A 16,511-nucleotide genomic window follows, 5' to 3' on the forward strand; every position below is an offset into this window, starting at 1 on the left:
ACCAGTTGCGGATGCCACTGGTCTTTTTTGTGCTTCATTCAAAGAAATATAAATTAACCGTTCACAAACAACGATCTTCGGTGACGCCAAGTCATTATATTGATAGGTTAATGTTTATACATCTCGATTTCATACTTCACTTTAGCGTCTCTCTAAAACATTCGTTTCGTAGCTAAATGGAAGCACTCAATCTAGAAAGGAATTCTATGTTCGAACAGGTCGTCAGCATTCTGTTTCCCGTTTTTGCTTTAGCCAGTGCTGGCTTTGCGGTCGGCCGTTGGCTCAAACCCGATTTCAAACCGATCAATCGCATCAACATGGATGTTTGTATTCCTGCTTTGGTGTTTGCATCGCTGACCACCATGCCCCTCGACACGGAACAACTGCCACTCATCTCTGCGTCTTTGGTTGCGGTGTTAGTGCCAGCCTTATTGATGATTCCAATCTGTAAGATTTTTAAGCTCAACTTCAAAGCTTGGGCGCCGCCACACATGTTCCGCAACAGTGGCAACCTCGCTATTCCTCTGTTCACTTATACCTTTGGCGAGAGCGCATTAGCCCCTGCGGTATTGCTGTTTGTGGTGTCGGCATGCGTGCACATTAGTGTTGGTTTGGCGTTACTGAGTGAAGGTAATCCGATCAAGCAGATCCTCAAAATGCCGATATTCTTAGCCGCCGCATTAGCGATGACGTTGAACCTATCTGGCATTGCGGTGTGGAATCCAATCTACGAAGCCACTTCACTACTCGGCCAAGCTGCCGTCCCTATCATGCTGTTGTCGCTGGGATCGCAAATGGTCAATTTAAGGCTGAGCGGATTAAAGGTCGGCTTGTTGTGCACGGCTCAATCGCTGTTTACTGGCGCCATCGCCTTTACCATCATCTACTTCTTTATTCCGCTGCCTACGCTGCATTTACAAATGATGGTGCTGTTCACCATGCTGCCACCCGCCGTGATGAACTACCTGTTCGCAGAACGCTTCAATGTCGAGCCACCCAAGGTCGCGTCTATGGTATTGTTCGGCAACTTCCTGAGCGTGGTTACCTTGCCTATCTTGCTGTCGTTCGCGCTGTCTTTTTAGTCTTAAAGAACCGCGAACCTTCAGGTTTACAACCTTTAAAATTCAGCCAATCAATAAAAAGGGAGCGCAACTTAGCAAAGTTGACGCTCCCTTTTCAGACTATATTTTCTATTTATCTCAAGCTGTGCCTCTCTCCGCAAGCACCTCTTTAAGTGCAAACATGCCATTTAGTGCCGAAGGGAATCCCGCATACACCGACATCTGCAGTATCACTTCTTTAATCTCTTCCTCGCTACATCCAACATTGAGTGCCGCATTCAAATGCACCTTAAGCTGAGGGGCACAATTACCAAGTGCGGTAAGTGCAGCGACTGTCGCGATCTCTCGCGATTTCAAATCCAAACCGGGGCGCGAATAGATGTCACCAAAGGGATACTCGATAGTATATTTAGCAAGATCAGGGCAGATATCTTGCAGGCTTTCGATAACCTGTTGCCCTGCTTCTCCGTCGATGTGATTAAGCCTTTCTAAGCCAATGTCGAAACGTGATTGATTCATGAGTCTGTTCCTGTATTTATAGTTCACAGGAACACCTTACAAGTTAGAGTCGACTCTAAGTCAACGGACTTTTCCATCTCGATACAAACTAATTTTTGCCTCTAGAGCTGCCATGTGCTTTTGTTGTTCTTCGATATGGGTTCGCAAATTCTGTTGATGTTGTTCAAGCAACACTTGGCGCAGAGAAGTCGATTCTGGCCCTAACTCCCGCAGTTTTGCGTATTCTAGAATCTCATCCAGTGGCATCGCGGTGTCTTTTAAGCGCTTCACAAACTCAATCCATGTAACGTCTTTCGATGTATACACTCGATGACCGCTACTGTTCCGCTGAACATTTTTCAACAAACCGATTTTTTCATAATAGCGAAGCGTGTGAGCCGACAAACCCACCAACCGAGAAAACTCACTCACATTCATTACTTCACCTTTCAATATAATTACTGAGAAACCAAACTACGCGCATTTATCTAATTTGAGCTCTGCGGTGACTTTCGTCAAACGTAACGCAATCGCAAAACACACTAAGTAAGGACTCACATACCAGAAGATGCTTTCTAGTGGCTGCTTCACCTGCGCTTCTCTGGTTTTAATGTATTGGTTCTTTTGTTTTTCATACTGACTCAGCATGCCACTCACCCACACGGCATCGCTTTCCACCAGCGATACGCTAGGCGCAGGCACCGTGAAATCAGAGGCGTTGGGCAACAGAGTGAAATCGACATCTTTGAATGTGATCGCTGTATTCAAATACCACAAACATGCCTCATGGTGCTGGCCATGATTGTCTAAAGACGGCTGACCTGTACAGATGTCGCTTCTTAATTTATCCAAAGAGAACTGCTGAATCGACTCTAAAATAGTGACTGCTCTGATTTGTTCGGTCTCGACCCAATCACCGGCGACCGACGCCCGAATTTCAGACACCGCACCCAGCATGCCGATACCCGCCAACAGCGGCCATAAATAATCCATAAGCTTCCATTTGCGTCGGCTCAAGTTGAACCCACACCAAATTGGAATATGTAAGACGAGCGTTAGCCCTAGTGATAGCAAAACGAAATTCAAGGAGCTAGAGAGCATGAGTTCGCTATCAAAGAAGTTCTTCATAATGAGAGACTTGCCTGTATAACAAAGAGAAATTTGATACTAGGTTCGATATTAGAAAAGAGTGTAAGGGGAAAGTAAAAACAGCACCAAGAATTGGCGTTGGCGCCTTGAGCGGTATCTCGGGGTCACCTACCACTACCAAATAGAATCAGCAGTATTGGTAAATTTAGCCCCAAGAACATTAAACAGGCATGCATACTCATTAAGCAAATAAAATGATATTTATGAATTCATATTATCCAAAAATAAAAAGCCCCGGTTATAGGAACCGGGGAAACAGGGTGGGATGAGTTTGGCGCGTGCCCGAAACCAAACTCTCTCCAAGCCTCACCTAAGACTCATGCTCTTAGGTAAAGGATTCACATCATTATTGAAGCGTAGCGCCTTGTTCTACCCAAGTGCCGATGAGTGCACGCTCTTCATCAGTCATTTGAGTCATGTTGCCGAGCGGCATCACCTTGGTTGTTACGGTTTGAGCAACAATTCTTGGTACGTTGGCTTTGATCTCTTCTGGGGTATCAAACATCACACCGGCAGGCGCCGCAGCAAACGCGGCGTGGCTAGGGGTTGAGGAGTGACACACAGAGCAGCGCTCTTGAATGACTTTGTTGATGGTTTCAAAGCTGACGCCTGGGTTAGCAGATTGCGTTGCGTGCGCTGGAGCCTGTTGAGCATCAGTTGTCGCCGAAGCCGTACTGTTCGCAGCAATTTCTTCTGGATCCGATTCTGTCGCGCTGACTTGCGTCTCTTGAACCACTGGCGCTTGCACAACCGGAGTCATCTGTTTTTTCGCGTAAGGTGAGGTCACAAACGCGAGCGTAATCATACCCAATGCCGCTACTGGCACTGTCCATGCAAACTTCTGGCTACCATGACGGGTGTTGAAGTAGTGACGCACCAAGATGCTGAAGACCGCTAAGCCAGCAAGAATCAACCAGTTGTATTCCGAACCATAAGTGCTTGGAAAGTGGTTACTGATCATGATGAACAGCACTGGCAGTGTCATGTAGTTATTATGACGAGAACGCAATAGACCTTTCGCTGGCAATGCAGGATCCGGTTCGCGCTTCTCTTCAATCGCTTTCACCAAGTTGCGCTGCGCAGGCATGATAACTCGGAACACGTTACCCACCATGATGGTACCAATGATGGCACCCACGTGGATGTAAGCACCACGGCCACTGAACACTTGAGTTAGGCCATAGGTCGCAGCAACGAGCAGCACAAACAGCACAACGCCAAGCAACACGGGTGTTTTACCTAATGGAGAATCACACAGTAAATCGTAGATAAACCAACCGGCAACAAATGAACCAATACCAATCGCGATTGCGGTGGTTGAATCAAGGCCAGAGCCCGGTGCAATCAGGTAAATTTCAGCGTTAAGGTAGTAAACCACACCCAGTAGACACACACCGGTGATCCACGTGAAGTAGGCTTCCCACTTGAACCAGTGCAGGTGCTCTGGCATTTCTGGTGGTGCAAGTTTGTACTTCTCTAGGTGATAAATACCACCGCCGTGAATCGCCCATAAGTCGCCTGAAAGGCCCGTTTTAGGGTTAACTCGGTTAAGATTGTTCTCTAACCAAACAAAGTAAAATGATGCGCCTATCCACGCAACACCAACAATCATGTGAATCCAGCGAATCGCTAAATTCAACCACTCTGTAATATGCGGATCCATAATAAACTCCTGTATCACAACACTTTAGCTAAGCGTTGCTCTTCCTTGTTGTCTTCCGTTGGCAAATCTTCCAAATGCAATGCCACTCGATCGCTGTCGAAATAAACTTCATCACAGTTATGTCCTTCTCCGCCTCTATCGACAATCAAGAACTGGTCTTGATCGGTGAGCGCGAGAACTGGGTGGTGCCACACCCCTTTGTGATAGTTCACTCCCTGACGGCCGTTGCTCAAGAAAGCTCGGCTATTGGCTAACGTTGGGTTATCGCCTTTTGGTGCAACAACAATTAAATAGGGTTGACCAAGTAATGGAACGAATGCCTGAGAACCAAGTGGATGACGCTCTAACATTTTGATGGTCAGTGGGTAGCTCAACGGTGTGGCCTGGAAGATGCTGATGATCGCTTCTCCGTCTTGGTCTTGCACATCCGTTGTCGCTAGCTTGTGGTAGCGACGTGTTGATCCACTGTTGATCATAAAGAAATCACTATTATCGGACTCGATAACATCGCCAAACTCAGCAAAAGCTTGCTTGGTTAACGGTTCGATAGATAAACGACGTATTCCATTACTCATACTCATTTCCTTACCTATTTCGCTTTCGTACCAAATAGACGCAAACGGCTGATACCACCATCTGGGAATATGTTTGCACGTACGTGGGTAATCGCACCAAGGTCGTTTACCTCAGAAATGAATTCGTGAATCTCGTGCGCTTGCAGCTTTTGTGCAGGCAAGAGTTCACGCCAGAATAGGCTTTGTGTTTCTACTTGATCGTCGGTACCACCTTTCACGCAAGCCGCTTGGATCGAGCAGCTGTCTGGGTAGTTACCTTTGAAGTGTGCCGTATCCACAACGATACGTTCAATGTTGCCTGGGTGGCCTAATGCCACGATTACCCAGTCGTTACCCGGTGTACGACGACGAGCTGTTTCCCAGCCATCACCCATGTTTTCACCGCGGCCTGGGCCTAAGATGTTGGCTTTGTTGCCGTAGTGTTCGTCACTACATGCGAGTGCTCGGCCACCATGTTCAACCGCTGCTAGATCGACTTGTTGCTGAGAATCTATTGCGTCCCAATCCACGCTTGGTCGGCCATAAACACGCAGACGCGCAACACCGCCGTCTGGGTAGATGTTCAAACGTAGGTGCGTAAAGACTTGGTCACTTTCGATGTCTTCAAGATGATGATGATCACCCTGTAGTGCCATTGAAGGCAGAATTTCTTGCCACTCAGTTGAGTCAGTTGGCTCCCCTTGTGGTGAATAACACGCGTCAATGGATGCCGAAGGTGGGAAGTTACCTGTGAAGAATGAGGTATCAATATCAACGCCAGCAATGGTGCCAGCTAGGCCAAGGCGAACGACACAGTAGTCGTAACCTTCGCCGCGTTTGCGTCTGCTTTCCCAGCCGTCCATCCACTTGCCGTTGTCGTCGTATAAGTCGTCTTTCCACTCTGGTGCTGCGTGGCTGAGTAGACGGCTTTTATCTGCGAAAAAATCGTCGGTTGCAAAGATAGCTTCTGCGCCGAGTTTTTCGTCTGCAAGGTTTATGTACTGTTCAAATTTATGGGTCATGTCCGTGTAATCCTATGAAATTAATCAAGTAATAATAAAATGAGAACTTAGTGGCTTATGTTTTTACAAATCAAACCTTTGGCGCACTAAGACTGGGCTGAGATAGCTGTTAACTCCGTTAACTTACATATCCCAGAGACGAAACAGCGCGATCTTGTTGATCTCTTGAATCGCCGTAGCAAACTCAGTTTCACTATCATTTCCTAATCGCATCTCGAACGACTCAAGAATTTGGTAACGATTGGCTCCCTTCACCGCCATAATAAAAGGGAAATTGAAGCGACTTTTGTAGCTGTTGTTGTAAGAAGTGAATTTTTCAAATTCTTCGGCGCTGCACTTTTCGATGCCCGCCCCCGCTTGTTCTTTGGTCGACGACTCGGTAAGTTCGCCGTTTACTGCTGCTCTTCCCGCTAAATCCGGGTGAGCATTGATCAAAGCCAACTGTTTGCCTTGGTCTGCATGTAACAAGGTCGATGCCATTTTCAGATGAAGATTCTCGATATGATCATCTTCGGCATTCAAACCTTGGTCATAGACCGCTTCAGCAACCCATGGGCTGTGTTCGTAAACATCAGCAAAGTGCGCGACAAAAGTATCGCGGCTCATGGTTGTTGGTTGGCAAGATCGAAATTCAGTCACGTTAAGCCTCCTTGCTTCACTGCTACTTCCGCTGTTGATGATTAGCGTTATTTGGATGGTATGGGTGGTGTTGGTGCCAGTGGTTGGCAATATCGATTCGACGACATAGCCACACGCTGTCGTGCAGTTTGACGTAATCTAAGAAACGTCTTAACGCAGCAATACGACCGGGGCGACCAATCAGACGACAATGCAGACCAACCGACATCATTTTCGGTGCGGTTTCGCCTTCCATATACAGGGTGTCAAACGTGTCTTTTAGATATTGGAAGAACTGCTCACCCGAGTTGAAACCTTGCGCGGTTGAGAAGCGCATATCGTTCACATCGAGTGTGTATGGGATCACCAGTTGTGGATGACCAGCTTCGGTATGCCAATAAGGCAGATCATCATCGTAGGCATCCGAGTCGTAAAGAAAACCGCCCTCTTCTGCTACCAAGCGACGCGTATTCGGCCCTGTACGACCTGTGTACCAACCTTGCGGGCGTTGGCCTGTCACTTGTTGGATGATCTCGATCGCCTTGGTCATGTGGTCGCGCTCTTCAGACTCATCAATGTATTGATAGTCTATCCAGCGATAACCGTGGCTACAGATTTCGTGACCCGCTTCGACCATGGCTTTGGCAACGTCTGGATGACGCTCAATCGCCATTGCAACAGCAAATACAGTCAGTGGAATTTCATATTCATCGAACAAGCGAAGAACACGCCACACACCCGCTCGGCTACCATATTCATAGATGGATTCCATACTGATGTGACGCTCGCCTTTGATCGGCTGTGCTGACGGGATCTCTGAGAGAAAGGCTTCAGACTCGTCGTCTCCATGTAACAAACAACGCTCACCGCCCTCTTCATAGTTCAATACAAAAGAAACCGCGACGCGCGCATTACCTGGCCATTGAGGGTTTGGAGGGTTAGCTCCGTAACCGATCAAATTTCTTGAATAATCCTTATTCATCCAAGTACTCCTAACATAAGTGGTTGGCTTAGCCGCTCTTTGGCTGGTTGATCAAAATGATTCCACGAATGGATTTTCCAAAAACCGAGCAACCTTACCCCTGTACATTTATTGTATACAATTATTTATCTCAATGTAAAGATTTTGTTATTTAAGTTAAATTTTGATTGTTTATCTAACTAAAAACAACACCTTAACCAAACAAAAACTGCCCAAAAACCGATAATAAGGATCTATAAAGTCAGAAAAAAAGATATATTGATTAACATTTTTCCAACAATTGACTTTACTAATTGTGTACAGTTCGTACATAGTTAGTGATAACAAAGTGACGAGTTGCATTATGTGCAAGATCGAAATAGACAGATAAACCACGGAACAGAGGAGCGCCAAAAGCGCTATTAAGGGACTATGGGAAGATTAACAACACACGTATTAGACACCACACACGGCTTACCAGGTGCAGAGATCAAGGTAGAGCTTTATAAGGTCAACGAAGACTCAACAGAAAAGCTGGCGACCGTGCTCACCAACTCCGATGGCCGAACCGATACGCCGATTCTGGCTGGGAATGAATTCCGACCGGGGAAATATCAATTGGTATTCTATGTAGCCGACTACTACAAAAACAAAGGTGTGGAGTTAGATGGCGTGCCTTTCCTAGACGATGTGGTGATTCGTTTCGGCTTGGATGACCCCGATGCGCACTACCACGTTCCGCTTTTAGTCTCACCTTACAGTTTCTCGACTTATCGGGGCAGTTAGTCCCGAAACTTAGAATCTCGATCTAGGCTTCACCACCAAATAATAAACAGATTCATGCGTGATGTGTGCATCCCAAAAGGTGTGCACTCACTAAACACGCTCATATAAAAATACTAACAACGTTAACAGTTAAAAAATGAGCCGCGCAAAGCTCATTCATAACGAGTTAGAGCTAGGAAAAACCTTAAAAATTAATATTGAAATCTCGCTGTATTCAATAAATGGATCACAACATAAAAGGACTTGCTGACATGAGTGATAGTAAGACAGAAATACTCAACCAAGATGCGAACAACGGAATTTTAGAGAAACTCTTTAAAATTAAGGCTCACGGAAGCAGTGTGAAAAATGAGTTAGTCGGCGGTGTCACTACCTTTGCGACTATGGCTTATATCATCTTCGTTAACCCACAGATCATGGCCGCTTCGGGTATGGATGCAGGGGCGGTATTCGTCGCAACCTGTATTGGTGCCGCGATCGGTTGTTTATTAATGGGGTTATTTGCCAACTGGCCAGTTGGACTTGCACCGGGCATGGGTTTGAACGCCTTCTTCTCGTTCACTGTTGTGAGTGAAATGGGTTATAGCTGGGAAGTGGCACTGGGTGCGGTGTTTATATCCGGTATTTTGTTTGTCGGGATGAGTTTTTACAAAGTACGCCAATGGATAATTGAAAGTATCCCAGTGAGTCTGCGCTATTCCATGACAGCTGGTGTTGGTTTGTTCTTGGGTCTGATTGGCTTAAAAACGGCAGGTATTGTCGTGGAAAATCCAGCAACATTGGTTTCTTTAGGTGACTTCACCAAACCTGAAGCGCTACTGGCCGCTATTGCTTTCCTCATTATTTCGGTTCTGAGTGAGCGCAAAGTATTTGGTGCAGTGTTAATTGGTATTTTGAGTGTAACTTTGGTCGGTATGATGCTTGGCTTAGTTCACTACAACGGTTTCTTTGCTGCGCCACCAAGTTTAGCGCCTACGTTCCTAAAAATGGACATTATGGGCGCTCTCGATGTTTCAATGATCAGCGTTATCTTGGCCTTCCTTTTTGTAAACATGTTCGATACCGCGGGTACTTTGATGGGCGTGGCTGAGCGTGCAAACCTAACCAATCCTGAAACGGGAAAAATTGAAGGTCTGAGCAAAGCACTGAAAGCTGACAGTATTTCAAGTGTGGCTGGTGCTTGTGTGGGTTGTCCGCCAGTCACCAGTTATGTAGAAAGTGCCGCCGGTGTTGCCGCTGGCGCACGTACTGGTCTTTCCGCCATTGTGGTTGGCGTATTGTTCTTAGCGGCAATTTTCCTATCACCACTAGCAGGCATGATCCCCGCTTACGCAACCTCTGGAGCACTCATCTATGTTGCGTTCGTGATGATGAGCAGCATGCAACACATCGACTGGAAAGACTTCACAAACGGTGCCCCTGCTGCCATTACGGCGCTAATGATGCCCCTGACGTTCTCTATCGCCAATGGTATCGCACTGGGGTTCATTACCTACACGGTACTTAAGCTGGCGACAGGTAAAACCAAAGATGTGTCTATCTCGATGTACTTTCTCGCGGTTATCTTCATCGCCAAGCTAGTGTTCATCGGCTAGCAACCAAACATGACTGCCGCTTAGCTTGTTCAAAAGCCGAGCGACAGTCGAATGTAAATACTAATGAAAATAAGCACCAACCAAGTTTTTTGAAAAAAGCTAACAGTACTAATGAGTCGATAGCAAATGACCCCACAGATTTAGTGCACTTTTTTATGACCCTACGCAGTTTGTAGAAGTCAATGTTTGACCGCCAATCGCCTGTAAACGGAAACCCAGGCAAAGGAATATCAAATGAAACTTCTTTACACCCTTAATGAAAGACCGCCGCATAGCTTAACTCTCCTACTCGCGCTGCAGCATATGCTTGCCTCAATCGGTGGCATTGTCGCAGTACCCCTTATTGTTGGAGCCTCGATTGGCCTGCCTAACACGGAAATCGTTTCACTGATCAATGCAGCACTATTGGCCTCAGGTATCGTAACCGTCGCTCAGTGTCTCGGCTTTGGCCCTGTTGGTATTCGACTGCCAGTGGTGATGGGTTCGAGCTTTGCCTTTTTAGGTGTGGCTATTTCGATCGGTAACGAAGGTGGCGTTGCCGCCATTATGGGCTCGGCGCTGATCGGCTCGTTTGTGGTGATAGGTGCCAGCTTCTACATGGACAAGGTTCGTACGCTGTTCCCAACCGTGGTAAGTGGTGTGGTGGTTACCTTAATCGGCTTAACCATTTTACCGGTTGCCATGAATTGGATCGGCGACGCTCCAGCCAACACAGAGCAATTCGCCACCTTACCGAAACTGTTTCTAGCACTTGTCTCCCTAGGCATAGTGATCGGCGTATCGGTTTACTGTAAAGGCGCAGTTGCCGCTTCAGCTATCGTGATTGGTTTAGCAGGCGGTTATATTGTGGCGCTATCACTCGGTATGGTGAATCTTGATCAAATCAGTTCTGCCGCATGGGTTGGTGGGCCTGAGCCCTTCAAATATGGCTTTACGTTTTCTGCCAGCGCCATCATCAGCATGAGCTTGGTGTACATCGTGGTTATCGCTGAAGCAACCGGAGACTTCATGGCGCTAGGGAACAATTGCCATACTCAAGTCAGCGGTAAAGATCTAAAACGTGGATTACTGGGCGATGGGCTTGGTAGTACACTCTCTTCCATTCTCACCGCAATGCCATTGGCATCATTCAGCCAAAACGTCGGCATTGTCGGTATCACAGGTGTGGCAAGCCGTTACGTAGTAGCAGCAACGGGAGGTTTATTAATTTTAGGTGGCTTATTCCCGAAATTAGCCGCCATTGCCGTCACGATCCCAAAGCCAGTGTTAGGCGGTGTAGGTTTTGTGATGTTCGGTATGATCGCCTACGCGGGTATCCGCATGTTGATAAAGGCCGCAGACACCAAACGAAATGCCTTGGTAATCTGTGTAGGCTTAGCGTCTGGCTTAGCCGTCACTTTCGAACCAAGACTGCTGCAACACTTACCGCATGATCTAGAGAACTTTCTTCACTCTGGTATCACCACCGGTACGATTATGACGGTTGTTCTAAACCTTGTGTTGCCGAAATCTTCACGAGCTGAAGAACAAGAAGCGCTAGCCGAAAGCCACGCGCAAGTTGAACTAGAAATGAAAGAGCAAGCTGAAGAAACACTACACTCAGGCGATCAATTAGAGGTTCAACAAGCCAGTACAAACGTTCAAACAGCGACAGAAAATCCTGAACCCAAAGCTAATTAGTTAATTAGTTAATTAGTTAATGATCGAGTTAACTGGCTGAACCTCATACTAAATGGTTCGCTAACTCGCGTAAAACCGACTTCCGTAGAATCGCGGGCGTAATGAGAACACTGAAAGTTTCTGCGCCCTTGGTTCATATTATCTTTCAACAACAAATACCACATAAAGACCCTCTTCCCTGAAAAGGCAGAGATGGCTAAGGACTACTATGAATGGAAACCATCTGGATTAAGAATCCTCTCGCAATCTACACTGGCTCACTCGCTAATGCAGAAGGCGGCATTGTCATTAAAGGTAATACAATCATTGAGCTGGTTGGCAAACACAAAGAGCCAACCTTACCCGTAGATTACAGCGTCGACGCCTCTCGTCATGTTGTGACTCCTGGGCTTATCAATGCGCACCACCACTTCTATCAAACCCTAACGCGAGCCTACCCCGGCGCGCTCAATAAAGAGCTCTTCCATTGGTTGCAAAGCCTCTACCCTGTTTGGGCTAATCTCGATTCTGAGATGATGAGCCTAGCTACAGAGCTTGCTCTGGTTGAGCTGATGATGTCGGGCTGTACTACCGCATCCGATCATCATTACTTGTTACCTAATGGGCTTGAGCACGCCATCGACTTACAAGTCGAGGCCGCAGAGAAACTAGGCGTTAGAGCCATATTCACACGTGGTTCAATGAGCCTAGGGGAAGATGAAGGTGGGCTACCGCCACGACACACCATTCAAACCGAACAAACCATTATTGATGACAGCCAGCGCTTGATTCGTGATTACCACCAGCGTGATGAAGGGGCGATGATTCAAATAGCACTCGCGCCTTGTTCGCCATTCTCGGTCACCACCGATCTAATGAAAGAGACCGCCAAGATCAGTGAGCGTGAGAACGTGATGATGCACACGCACCTTTGCGAAACGCTGGATGAAGAGGACTTCTGTATTGAGAAGTTTGGTCTGCGCCCTGTCGATTACCTAGAAGATGTAGGGTGGCTTAACGAGCGCACTTGGCTTGCTCATGGTATTCACTTCAACATAGAAGAAATTAGACGCTTGGGTAAAGCAGGGATTGGTATTAGCCACTGCCCAACTTCCAACATGATGCTGGCTTCCGGTATTTGTAAGAACAACGATCTTGAAGCCGCTGGCGTAAAAGTCGGGCTTGGTGTGGATGGTTCCGCTTCAAACGACGGTTCGAACATGATTGCCGAAGTGCGCATGGCGATGTATCTACAACGTCTGCAATATGGATCTGCTAATGTTTCACACTTTGACGCCCTACGCTGGGCGACATCAGGCTCGGCACGCGCAATGGGCAGAACGGATATCGGTACGCTAGAGGTAGGGAAACAAGCCGACATCGCGATGTTCAAGCTCGATGACATTCGTTTCTCTGGTAGCCACGATCCACTGGCAGCTTTACTACTTTGTGGCGCTCAACAAGCAGACAAAGTGATGGTAGCCGGAAAATGGCGTGTTAACGATGGTGCAGTGATCGGCGTAGACATGGAACAACTGATGCACCGCCACCACGCTGCCGCCATGAAGTTAGGTAAACTGGCGATGAATAACTAGGTACACGCTAACGAGCGAAGCGAAAGAAGGTCTGCAATCGCAGACCTTCTTTAAACGAAAACACATAGCAATGTTAGCTTTTCACACCGCACCCTTTAATCACTAGCTGGGTGATGAACTCAGCGGCATCTGCGTAGTCTTTATCATCGAGCTTATCTTTCTGCATCACGCTGCAAATCTGCCAGCCAAAATCAGCGTAGGTTTGGGTGGCCGCCCATATAGTGAACATCAGGTGGTGTGCTGGTACGTCATCCATTAAGCCTTGTGCTGACCAAGTGGAGAACTTATCGAGGATCATCTGAGATTGGTTATACAGCTCATCGCCGATCTCTTTTGGCAGCACTTTCGCGCCAGACATCACTTCATTAGCAAAGACCTTAGAAGCGTGTGGATGGTCGCGAGAGATGATCAATTTGGTTTGAATATATTGAGACAAGGCTTCAACGGGATCACTCAGCTCTTCAATCGGGCGAGATGCTTCCAGTAAAGGCTGAATGACGGTTTCGAGCACTGCACTGTAAAGCTTGTCTTTCGAGCTGAAATAATAGAATACGTTAGGTTTGGGAATGTCAGCCGCTTTTGCGATATCCGCCATTTTTGTTGCAGCGTAACCGTGGGTGGCGAATTGTTCACACGCGACCTCGATGATTAAATCTTGATTCTTTTGTCTGATCCTAGACATATTGCATCCTTTACAGCCCATCACTTAAGCCATAGTAATCAACGTGCTTCATTAGTCCAGAAGAGAATCTCAGAACTCGAGGTCACCGCATTGATAGCAATAAAATGGTCGTTTTTATGTACAGAAGAACGACCATTCAACAGTGTTTTTTCAAACTGTTCAGATTAAAGAATCAATATCGCTCTGAAGTCATTAACATTCGTGAGCGTCGGGCCTGTGGTCAGTAGCACACCAACTTGTTTGAAAAAATCGTAGCTGTTGTTGGCATCTAAATAGTCATCAGCTTTAAGTGACAAGCACGTGCCTTCTTGCCATGTTTGTGGGGTTATCCATGCCCCAGCATTGTCTTCCACACCGTCAATACCATCGGTATCAGCAGCCAAAGCGAATATGTTGTCTTGCCCTTTAAGTTCGTTATACAAACTTAAAAGGAACTCACAGTTGCGCCCACCGCGTCCATTGCCTTTAACGGTTACCGTAGTTTCACCACCTGAAAGCAGCACACAAGGGGTCTCGAATGGGTGCTTGTTATTAGCCACTTGTTTGGCCAATGCAGCGTGTACCTTCGCGACTTCTCGCGCTTCACCCTCAATACAATCACTCAATACATAAGCAGGAATGCCCAAACCTTCGGCCTCTGCAGCAGCGGCTTCTAACGCCGACATTGGGGTCGCGATAATATGATGCTCGGCGTTGTTCCAACAGGCGTCATCTGGCTTAACGGTTTCTGATTCTGGATTATTCAACCATTCAAACGCCGAGTGTGGTGTTTCTATTTGGTAGCGTTCTAAAATTGCCATCGCATCAAAACGCGTGGTGGTGTCGGGTACAGTTGGACCCGATGCAATCACACTGATGTCATCGCCCGGCACATCCGAGATCGCCAATGACACGACTCTTGCTGGATACGCCGCTTTTGCTAGTCGCCCACCTTTGATTAACGATAAGTGCTTACGAACGCAGTTCATCTCATCAATGGCTGCGCCAGATTTAAGCAGCGCTTTATTGATTTGTTGCTTCTCTGCCAAGCTGATGTCGCCACCGGGCAAACTGAGCAGTGCAGAACCGCCTCCAGATAATAGACATATCACGGTGTCGTCTTCGTTGAGGTTACTCACTAATTCCAGCGTACGTTGACTCACTTCTAAGCCCATCGCATCGGGCACGGGGTGCGCTGCTTCAATCACTTCAATATGTTCGCAAGGGGCGGTGTGCTCATAACGAGTCACCACCAAGCCTTCAAGGTCACGCAGTGCTAGGTCTTGTTGTTTCTTTGCCTGCCAAACCGCTTCAAGCTCAGCTGCCATCGACGCAGCTGCTTTCCCCGCCCCGATAACGACAATTCGCCCAGCTTGATCAGCCGAGCGATAAAATATGTCTTGAGGTAGAAAAGGTTCGATGTGATTTTTAGGTAGCGCCTGATTAACAGCACTTGAGAAAAGGGTTTGCAGAAACTGCTTAGCATCAATGTCCATCAGCCACTCCTTAGTTGACGGAGAAAAAAGAACCCCAATACAAGGCAAAAGGGTGCCTGCTAAGATCAAGTTGGAAAGGAACAACTTCAACCTTTGCCTCGTATCAGGAACGCGTATAAAAGGAGACGAAACTACGCGATTTATAAACAAACTGTTTGAAACTGGTGGGCTAACTCATCGATGTGCTGTCGAGGCGTAAAGTAGATTCACAATTCGACATTACATGCGATGCCAGCCCGTATTCATCATTTAAAAAGAGCTTAGCGAATCGAGTGGTCAGAACGTTTCTCAATCGCTTGGATAAGCGCAGAATGGTCCCACCCTTCACCGCCCATTTCGGCGCACTCGCCAAACAACTCTTGAGCGTTGGCCGTATTCGGTAGTGCGACACCTAATTCTTGTGCGCCCGTTAACGCTAAGTTAAGGTCTTTTTGGTGAAGTGAGATTCTAAAACCTGGATCAAAAGTGCCTTCAACCATGCGCTCGCCATGCACTTCCAATATCTTAGAGTTAGCAAAGCCACCTAAGAGCGCCTGACGTACACGTGCTGGATCAGCGCCTGCTTTCGAAGCAAACACGAGCGCTTCAGAGACCGCTTCAATATTCAGTGCCACAATGATCTGATTAGCCACCTTACAAGTTTGACCCGCACCGTTATCACCCACCAGCGTGATGTTCTTACCCATGACTTCAAACAGTGGGCGTGCTTTATCAAAAGCATCTTGTTCACCGCCAACCATGATAGTCAAGGCGGCGTTAATCGCACCCACTTCACCACCCGAAACCGGAGCATCAAGGTATGAAGCACCGCCTTCATTGATACGTGCTGCAATGGCTTTGGTCGCGATTGGCGAGATTGAACTCATATCGATAACCAGCTTGCCCGTTGATCCGCCCGCAGTTAGGCCTTGCTCGACACCTTTATCACCAAACAGGACGTCTTCCACTTGAGGTGTGTTTGGCACCATAAGAATAATGACATCCGCTTGCTCTGCGGCTTCAGCTGGGGAATGACAAACCGTAGCGCCAGCTGCAACCAAATCAGCTGGAGCAGCGTTGAAATGATCCGACAGAATCAAATCATGACCCGCTTTTTGAAGGTTACTCGCCATAGGTTTACCCATGATGCCAGTTCCGATAAATGCAATTTTAGACATGTTGTTCTCCTTAACGTTTGAGGGTTACCAGACGCA

General features: G+C 47.2%; 16 protein-coding genes. 5 read left to right on the top strand and 11 right to left on the bottom strand.

Annotated elements, in window-relative coordinates:
• Positions 1-206 precede the first annotated feature (206 nt).
• Complete coding sequence (locus OCU50_RS17550) at positions 207-1,082, top strand: AEC family transporter (RefSeq protein ID WP_060469002.1); 876 nt, start codon at positions 207-209, stop codon at positions 1,080-1,082.
• A gap of 117 nt (positions 1,083-1,199) precedes the next feature.
• Here the strand turns inward: OCU50_RS17550 and OCU50_RS17555 are convergent, their stop codons facing one another.
• From OCU50_RS17555 to puuE, 8 genes are all read right to left on the bottom strand, one after another.
• Positions 1,200-1,580 (bottom strand): carboxymuconolactone decarboxylase family protein, encoded by a 381-nt coding sequence (locus OCU50_RS17555; RefSeq protein WP_060469003.1) that lies wholly within the window; start codon positions 1,578-1,580, stop codon positions 1,200-1,202.
• Between the two features lie 60 nt (positions 1,581-1,640).
• Positions 1,641-1,997: a MerR family transcriptional regulator gene (locus OCU50_RS17560; RefSeq protein ID WP_060469004.1), complete on the bottom strand. Its 357-nt coding sequence runs from the start codon at positions 1,995-1,997 to the stop codon at positions 1,641-1,643.
• A 36-nt stretch (positions 1,998-2,033) separates the two neighbouring features.
• Entirely contained in the window at positions 2,034-2,552 is a 519-nt protein-coding gene (locus OCU50_RS17565; RefSeq protein WP_060469005.1) for a hypothetical protein, read from the bottom strand.
• Positions 2,553-3,054: 502 nt separating this feature from the next.
• Entirely contained in the window at positions 3,055-4,371 is a 1,317-nt protein-coding gene (locus tag OCU50_RS17570) for a urate hydroxylase PuuD (protein ID WP_060469006.1), read from the bottom strand.
• 14 nt (positions 4,372-4,385) lie between these two features.
• Positions 4,386-4,946 carry an ureidoglycolate lyase gene (locus OCU50_RS17575; protein ID WP_060469007.1) on the bottom strand — a complete coding sequence of 187 codons (561 nt, stop codon included), beginning with the start codon at positions 4,944-4,946 and terminating at the stop codon, positions 4,386-4,388.
• A gap of 14 nt (positions 4,947-4,960) precedes the next feature.
• Positions 4,961-5,947 carry an allantoicase gene (gene alc / locus OCU50_RS17580; protein WP_060469008.1) on the bottom strand — a complete coding sequence of 329 codons (987 nt, stop codon included), beginning with the start codon at positions 5,945-5,947 and terminating at the stop codon, positions 4,961-4,963.
• Between the two features lie 123 nt (positions 5,948-6,070).
• Complete coding sequence (gene uraD / locus OCU50_RS17585; protein WP_060469009.1) at positions 6,071-6,586, bottom strand: 2-oxo-4-hydroxy-4-carboxy-5-ureidoimidazoline decarboxylase; 516 nt, start codon at positions 6,584-6,586, stop codon at positions 6,071-6,073.
• Positions 6,587-6,608: 22 nt separating this feature from the next.
• Entirely contained in the window at positions 6,609-7,547 is a 939-nt protein-coding gene (gene puuE / locus OCU50_RS17590) for an allantoinase PuuE (RefSeq protein WP_060469010.1), read from the bottom strand.
• A 411-nt stretch (positions 7,548-7,958) separates the two neighbouring features.
• Here puuE and uraH point away from each other — a divergent pair, with 411 nt between their 5' ends.
• The 4 genes from uraH to OCU50_RS17610 all read left to right on the top strand — a co-directional run bounded on the left by uraH (position 7,959) and on the right by OCU50_RS17610 (position 13,161).
• A complete protein-coding gene (uraH, locus tag OCU50_RS17595; protein ID WP_060469011.1) occupies positions 7,959-8,312 on the top strand; it encodes a hydroxyisourate hydrolase in 354 nt (117 codons plus the stop codon).
• Between the two features lie 251 nt (positions 8,313-8,563).
• Complete coding sequence (locus OCU50_RS17600; RefSeq protein WP_060469012.1) at positions 8,564-9,907, top strand: NCS2 family permease; 1,344 nt, start codon at positions 8,564-8,566, stop codon at positions 9,905-9,907.
• Between the two features lie 234 nt (positions 9,908-10,141).
• Positions 10,142-11,587 (top strand): nucleobase:cation symporter-2 family protein, encoded by a 1,446-nt coding sequence (locus OCU50_RS17605; RefSeq protein ID WP_060469013.1) that lies wholly within the window; start codon positions 10,142-10,144, stop codon positions 11,585-11,587.
• Positions 11,588-11,799: 212 nt separating this feature from the next.
• Positions 11,800-13,161: an 8-oxoguanine deaminase gene (locus OCU50_RS17610; RefSeq protein ID WP_060469014.1), complete on the top strand. Its 1,362-nt coding sequence runs from the start codon at positions 11,800-11,802 to the stop codon at positions 13,159-13,161.
• A gap of 73 nt (positions 13,162-13,234) precedes the next feature.
• Here the strand turns inward: OCU50_RS17610 and OCU50_RS17615 are convergent, their stop codons facing one another.
• The 3 genes from OCU50_RS17615 to OCU50_RS17625 all read right to left on the bottom strand — a co-directional run bounded on the left by OCU50_RS17615 (position 13,235) and on the right by OCU50_RS17625 (position 16,475).
• Positions 13,235-13,843 (bottom strand): TetR/AcrR family transcriptional regulator, encoded by a 609-nt coding sequence (locus OCU50_RS17615; protein ID WP_060469015.1) that lies wholly within the window; start codon positions 13,841-13,843, stop codon positions 13,235-13,237.
• Positions 13,844-14,007: 164 nt separating this feature from the next.
• Positions 14,008-15,318 carry a glycerate kinase type-2 family protein gene (locus OCU50_RS17620; protein ID WP_060469016.1) on the bottom strand — a complete coding sequence of 437 codons (1,311 nt, stop codon included), beginning with the start codon at positions 15,316-15,318 and terminating at the stop codon, positions 14,008-14,010.
• Positions 15,319-15,578: 260 nt separating this feature from the next.
• Positions 15,579-16,475 carry a 2-hydroxy-3-oxopropionate reductase gene (locus OCU50_RS17625; protein WP_060469017.1) on the bottom strand — a complete coding sequence of 299 codons (897 nt, stop codon included), beginning with the start codon at positions 16,473-16,475 and terminating at the stop codon, positions 15,579-15,581.
• Positions 16,476-16,511: the final 36 nt, after the last annotated feature.

Source organism: Vibrio toranzoniae (assembly GCF_024347655.1).
In the GTDB taxonomy this organism is placed as follows: Bacteria; Pseudomonadota; Gammaproteobacteria; order Enterobacterales; family Vibrionaceae; genus Vibrio; species Vibrio toranzoniae.

Bases quoted from the DNA above. Each gene is read 5' to 3' on its own strand.
- OCU50_RS17550 (WP_060469002.1), top strand. From the start codon at position 207: ATGTTCGAACAGGTCGTCAGCATTCTGTTTCCCGTTTTTGCTTTAGCC.
- OCU50_RS17555 (WP_060469003.1), bottom strand. From the start codon at position 1,580: ATGAATCAATCACGTTTCGACATTGGCTTAGAAAGGCTTAATCACATC.
- OCU50_RS17560 (WP_060469004.1), bottom strand. From the start codon at position 1,997: ATGAATGTGAGTGAGTTTTCTCGGTTGGTGGGTTTGTCGGCTCACACG.
- OCU50_RS17565 (WP_060469005.1), bottom strand. From the start codon at position 2,552: ATGGATTATTTATGGCCGCTGTTGGCGGGTATCGGCATGCTGGGTGCG.
- OCU50_RS17570 (WP_060469006.1), bottom strand. From the start codon at position 4,371: ATGGATCCGCATATTACAGAGTGGTTGAATTTAGCGATTCGCTGGATT.
- OCU50_RS17575 (WP_060469007.1), bottom strand. From the start codon at position 4,946: ATGAGTAATGGAATACGTCGTTTATCTATCGAACCGTTAACCAAGCAA.
- alc (WP_060469008.1), bottom strand. From the start codon at position 5,947: ATGACCCATAAATTTGAACAGTACATAAACCTTGCAGACGAAAAACTC.
- puuE (WP_060469010.1), bottom strand. From the start codon at position 7,547: ATGAATAAGGATTATTCAAGAAATTTGATCGGTTACGGAGCTAACCCT.
- uraH (WP_060469011.1), top strand. From the start codon at position 7,959: ATGGGAAGATTAACAACACACGTATTAGACACCACACACGGCTTACCA.
- OCU50_RS17600 (WP_060469012.1), top strand. From the start codon at position 8,564: ATGAGTGATAGTAAGACAGAAATACTCAACCAAGATGCGAACAACGGA.
- OCU50_RS17605 (WP_060469013.1), top strand. From the start codon at position 10,142: ATGAAACTTCTTTACACCCTTAATGAAAGACCGCCGCATAGCTTAACT.
- OCU50_RS17610 (WP_060469014.1), top strand. From the start codon at position 11,800: ATGGAAACCATCTGGATTAAGAATCCTCTCGCAATCTACACTGGCTCA.
- OCU50_RS17615 (WP_060469015.1), bottom strand. From the start codon at position 13,843: ATGTCTAGGATCAGACAAAAGAATCAAGATTTAATCATCGAGGTCGCG.
- OCU50_RS17620 (WP_060469016.1), bottom strand. From the start codon at position 15,318: ATGGACATTGATGCTAAGCAGTTTCTGCAAACCCTTTTCTCAAGTGCT.
- OCU50_RS17625 (WP_060469017.1), bottom strand. From the start codon at position 16,475: ATGTCTAAAATTGCATTTATCGGAACTGGCATCATGGGTAAACCTATG.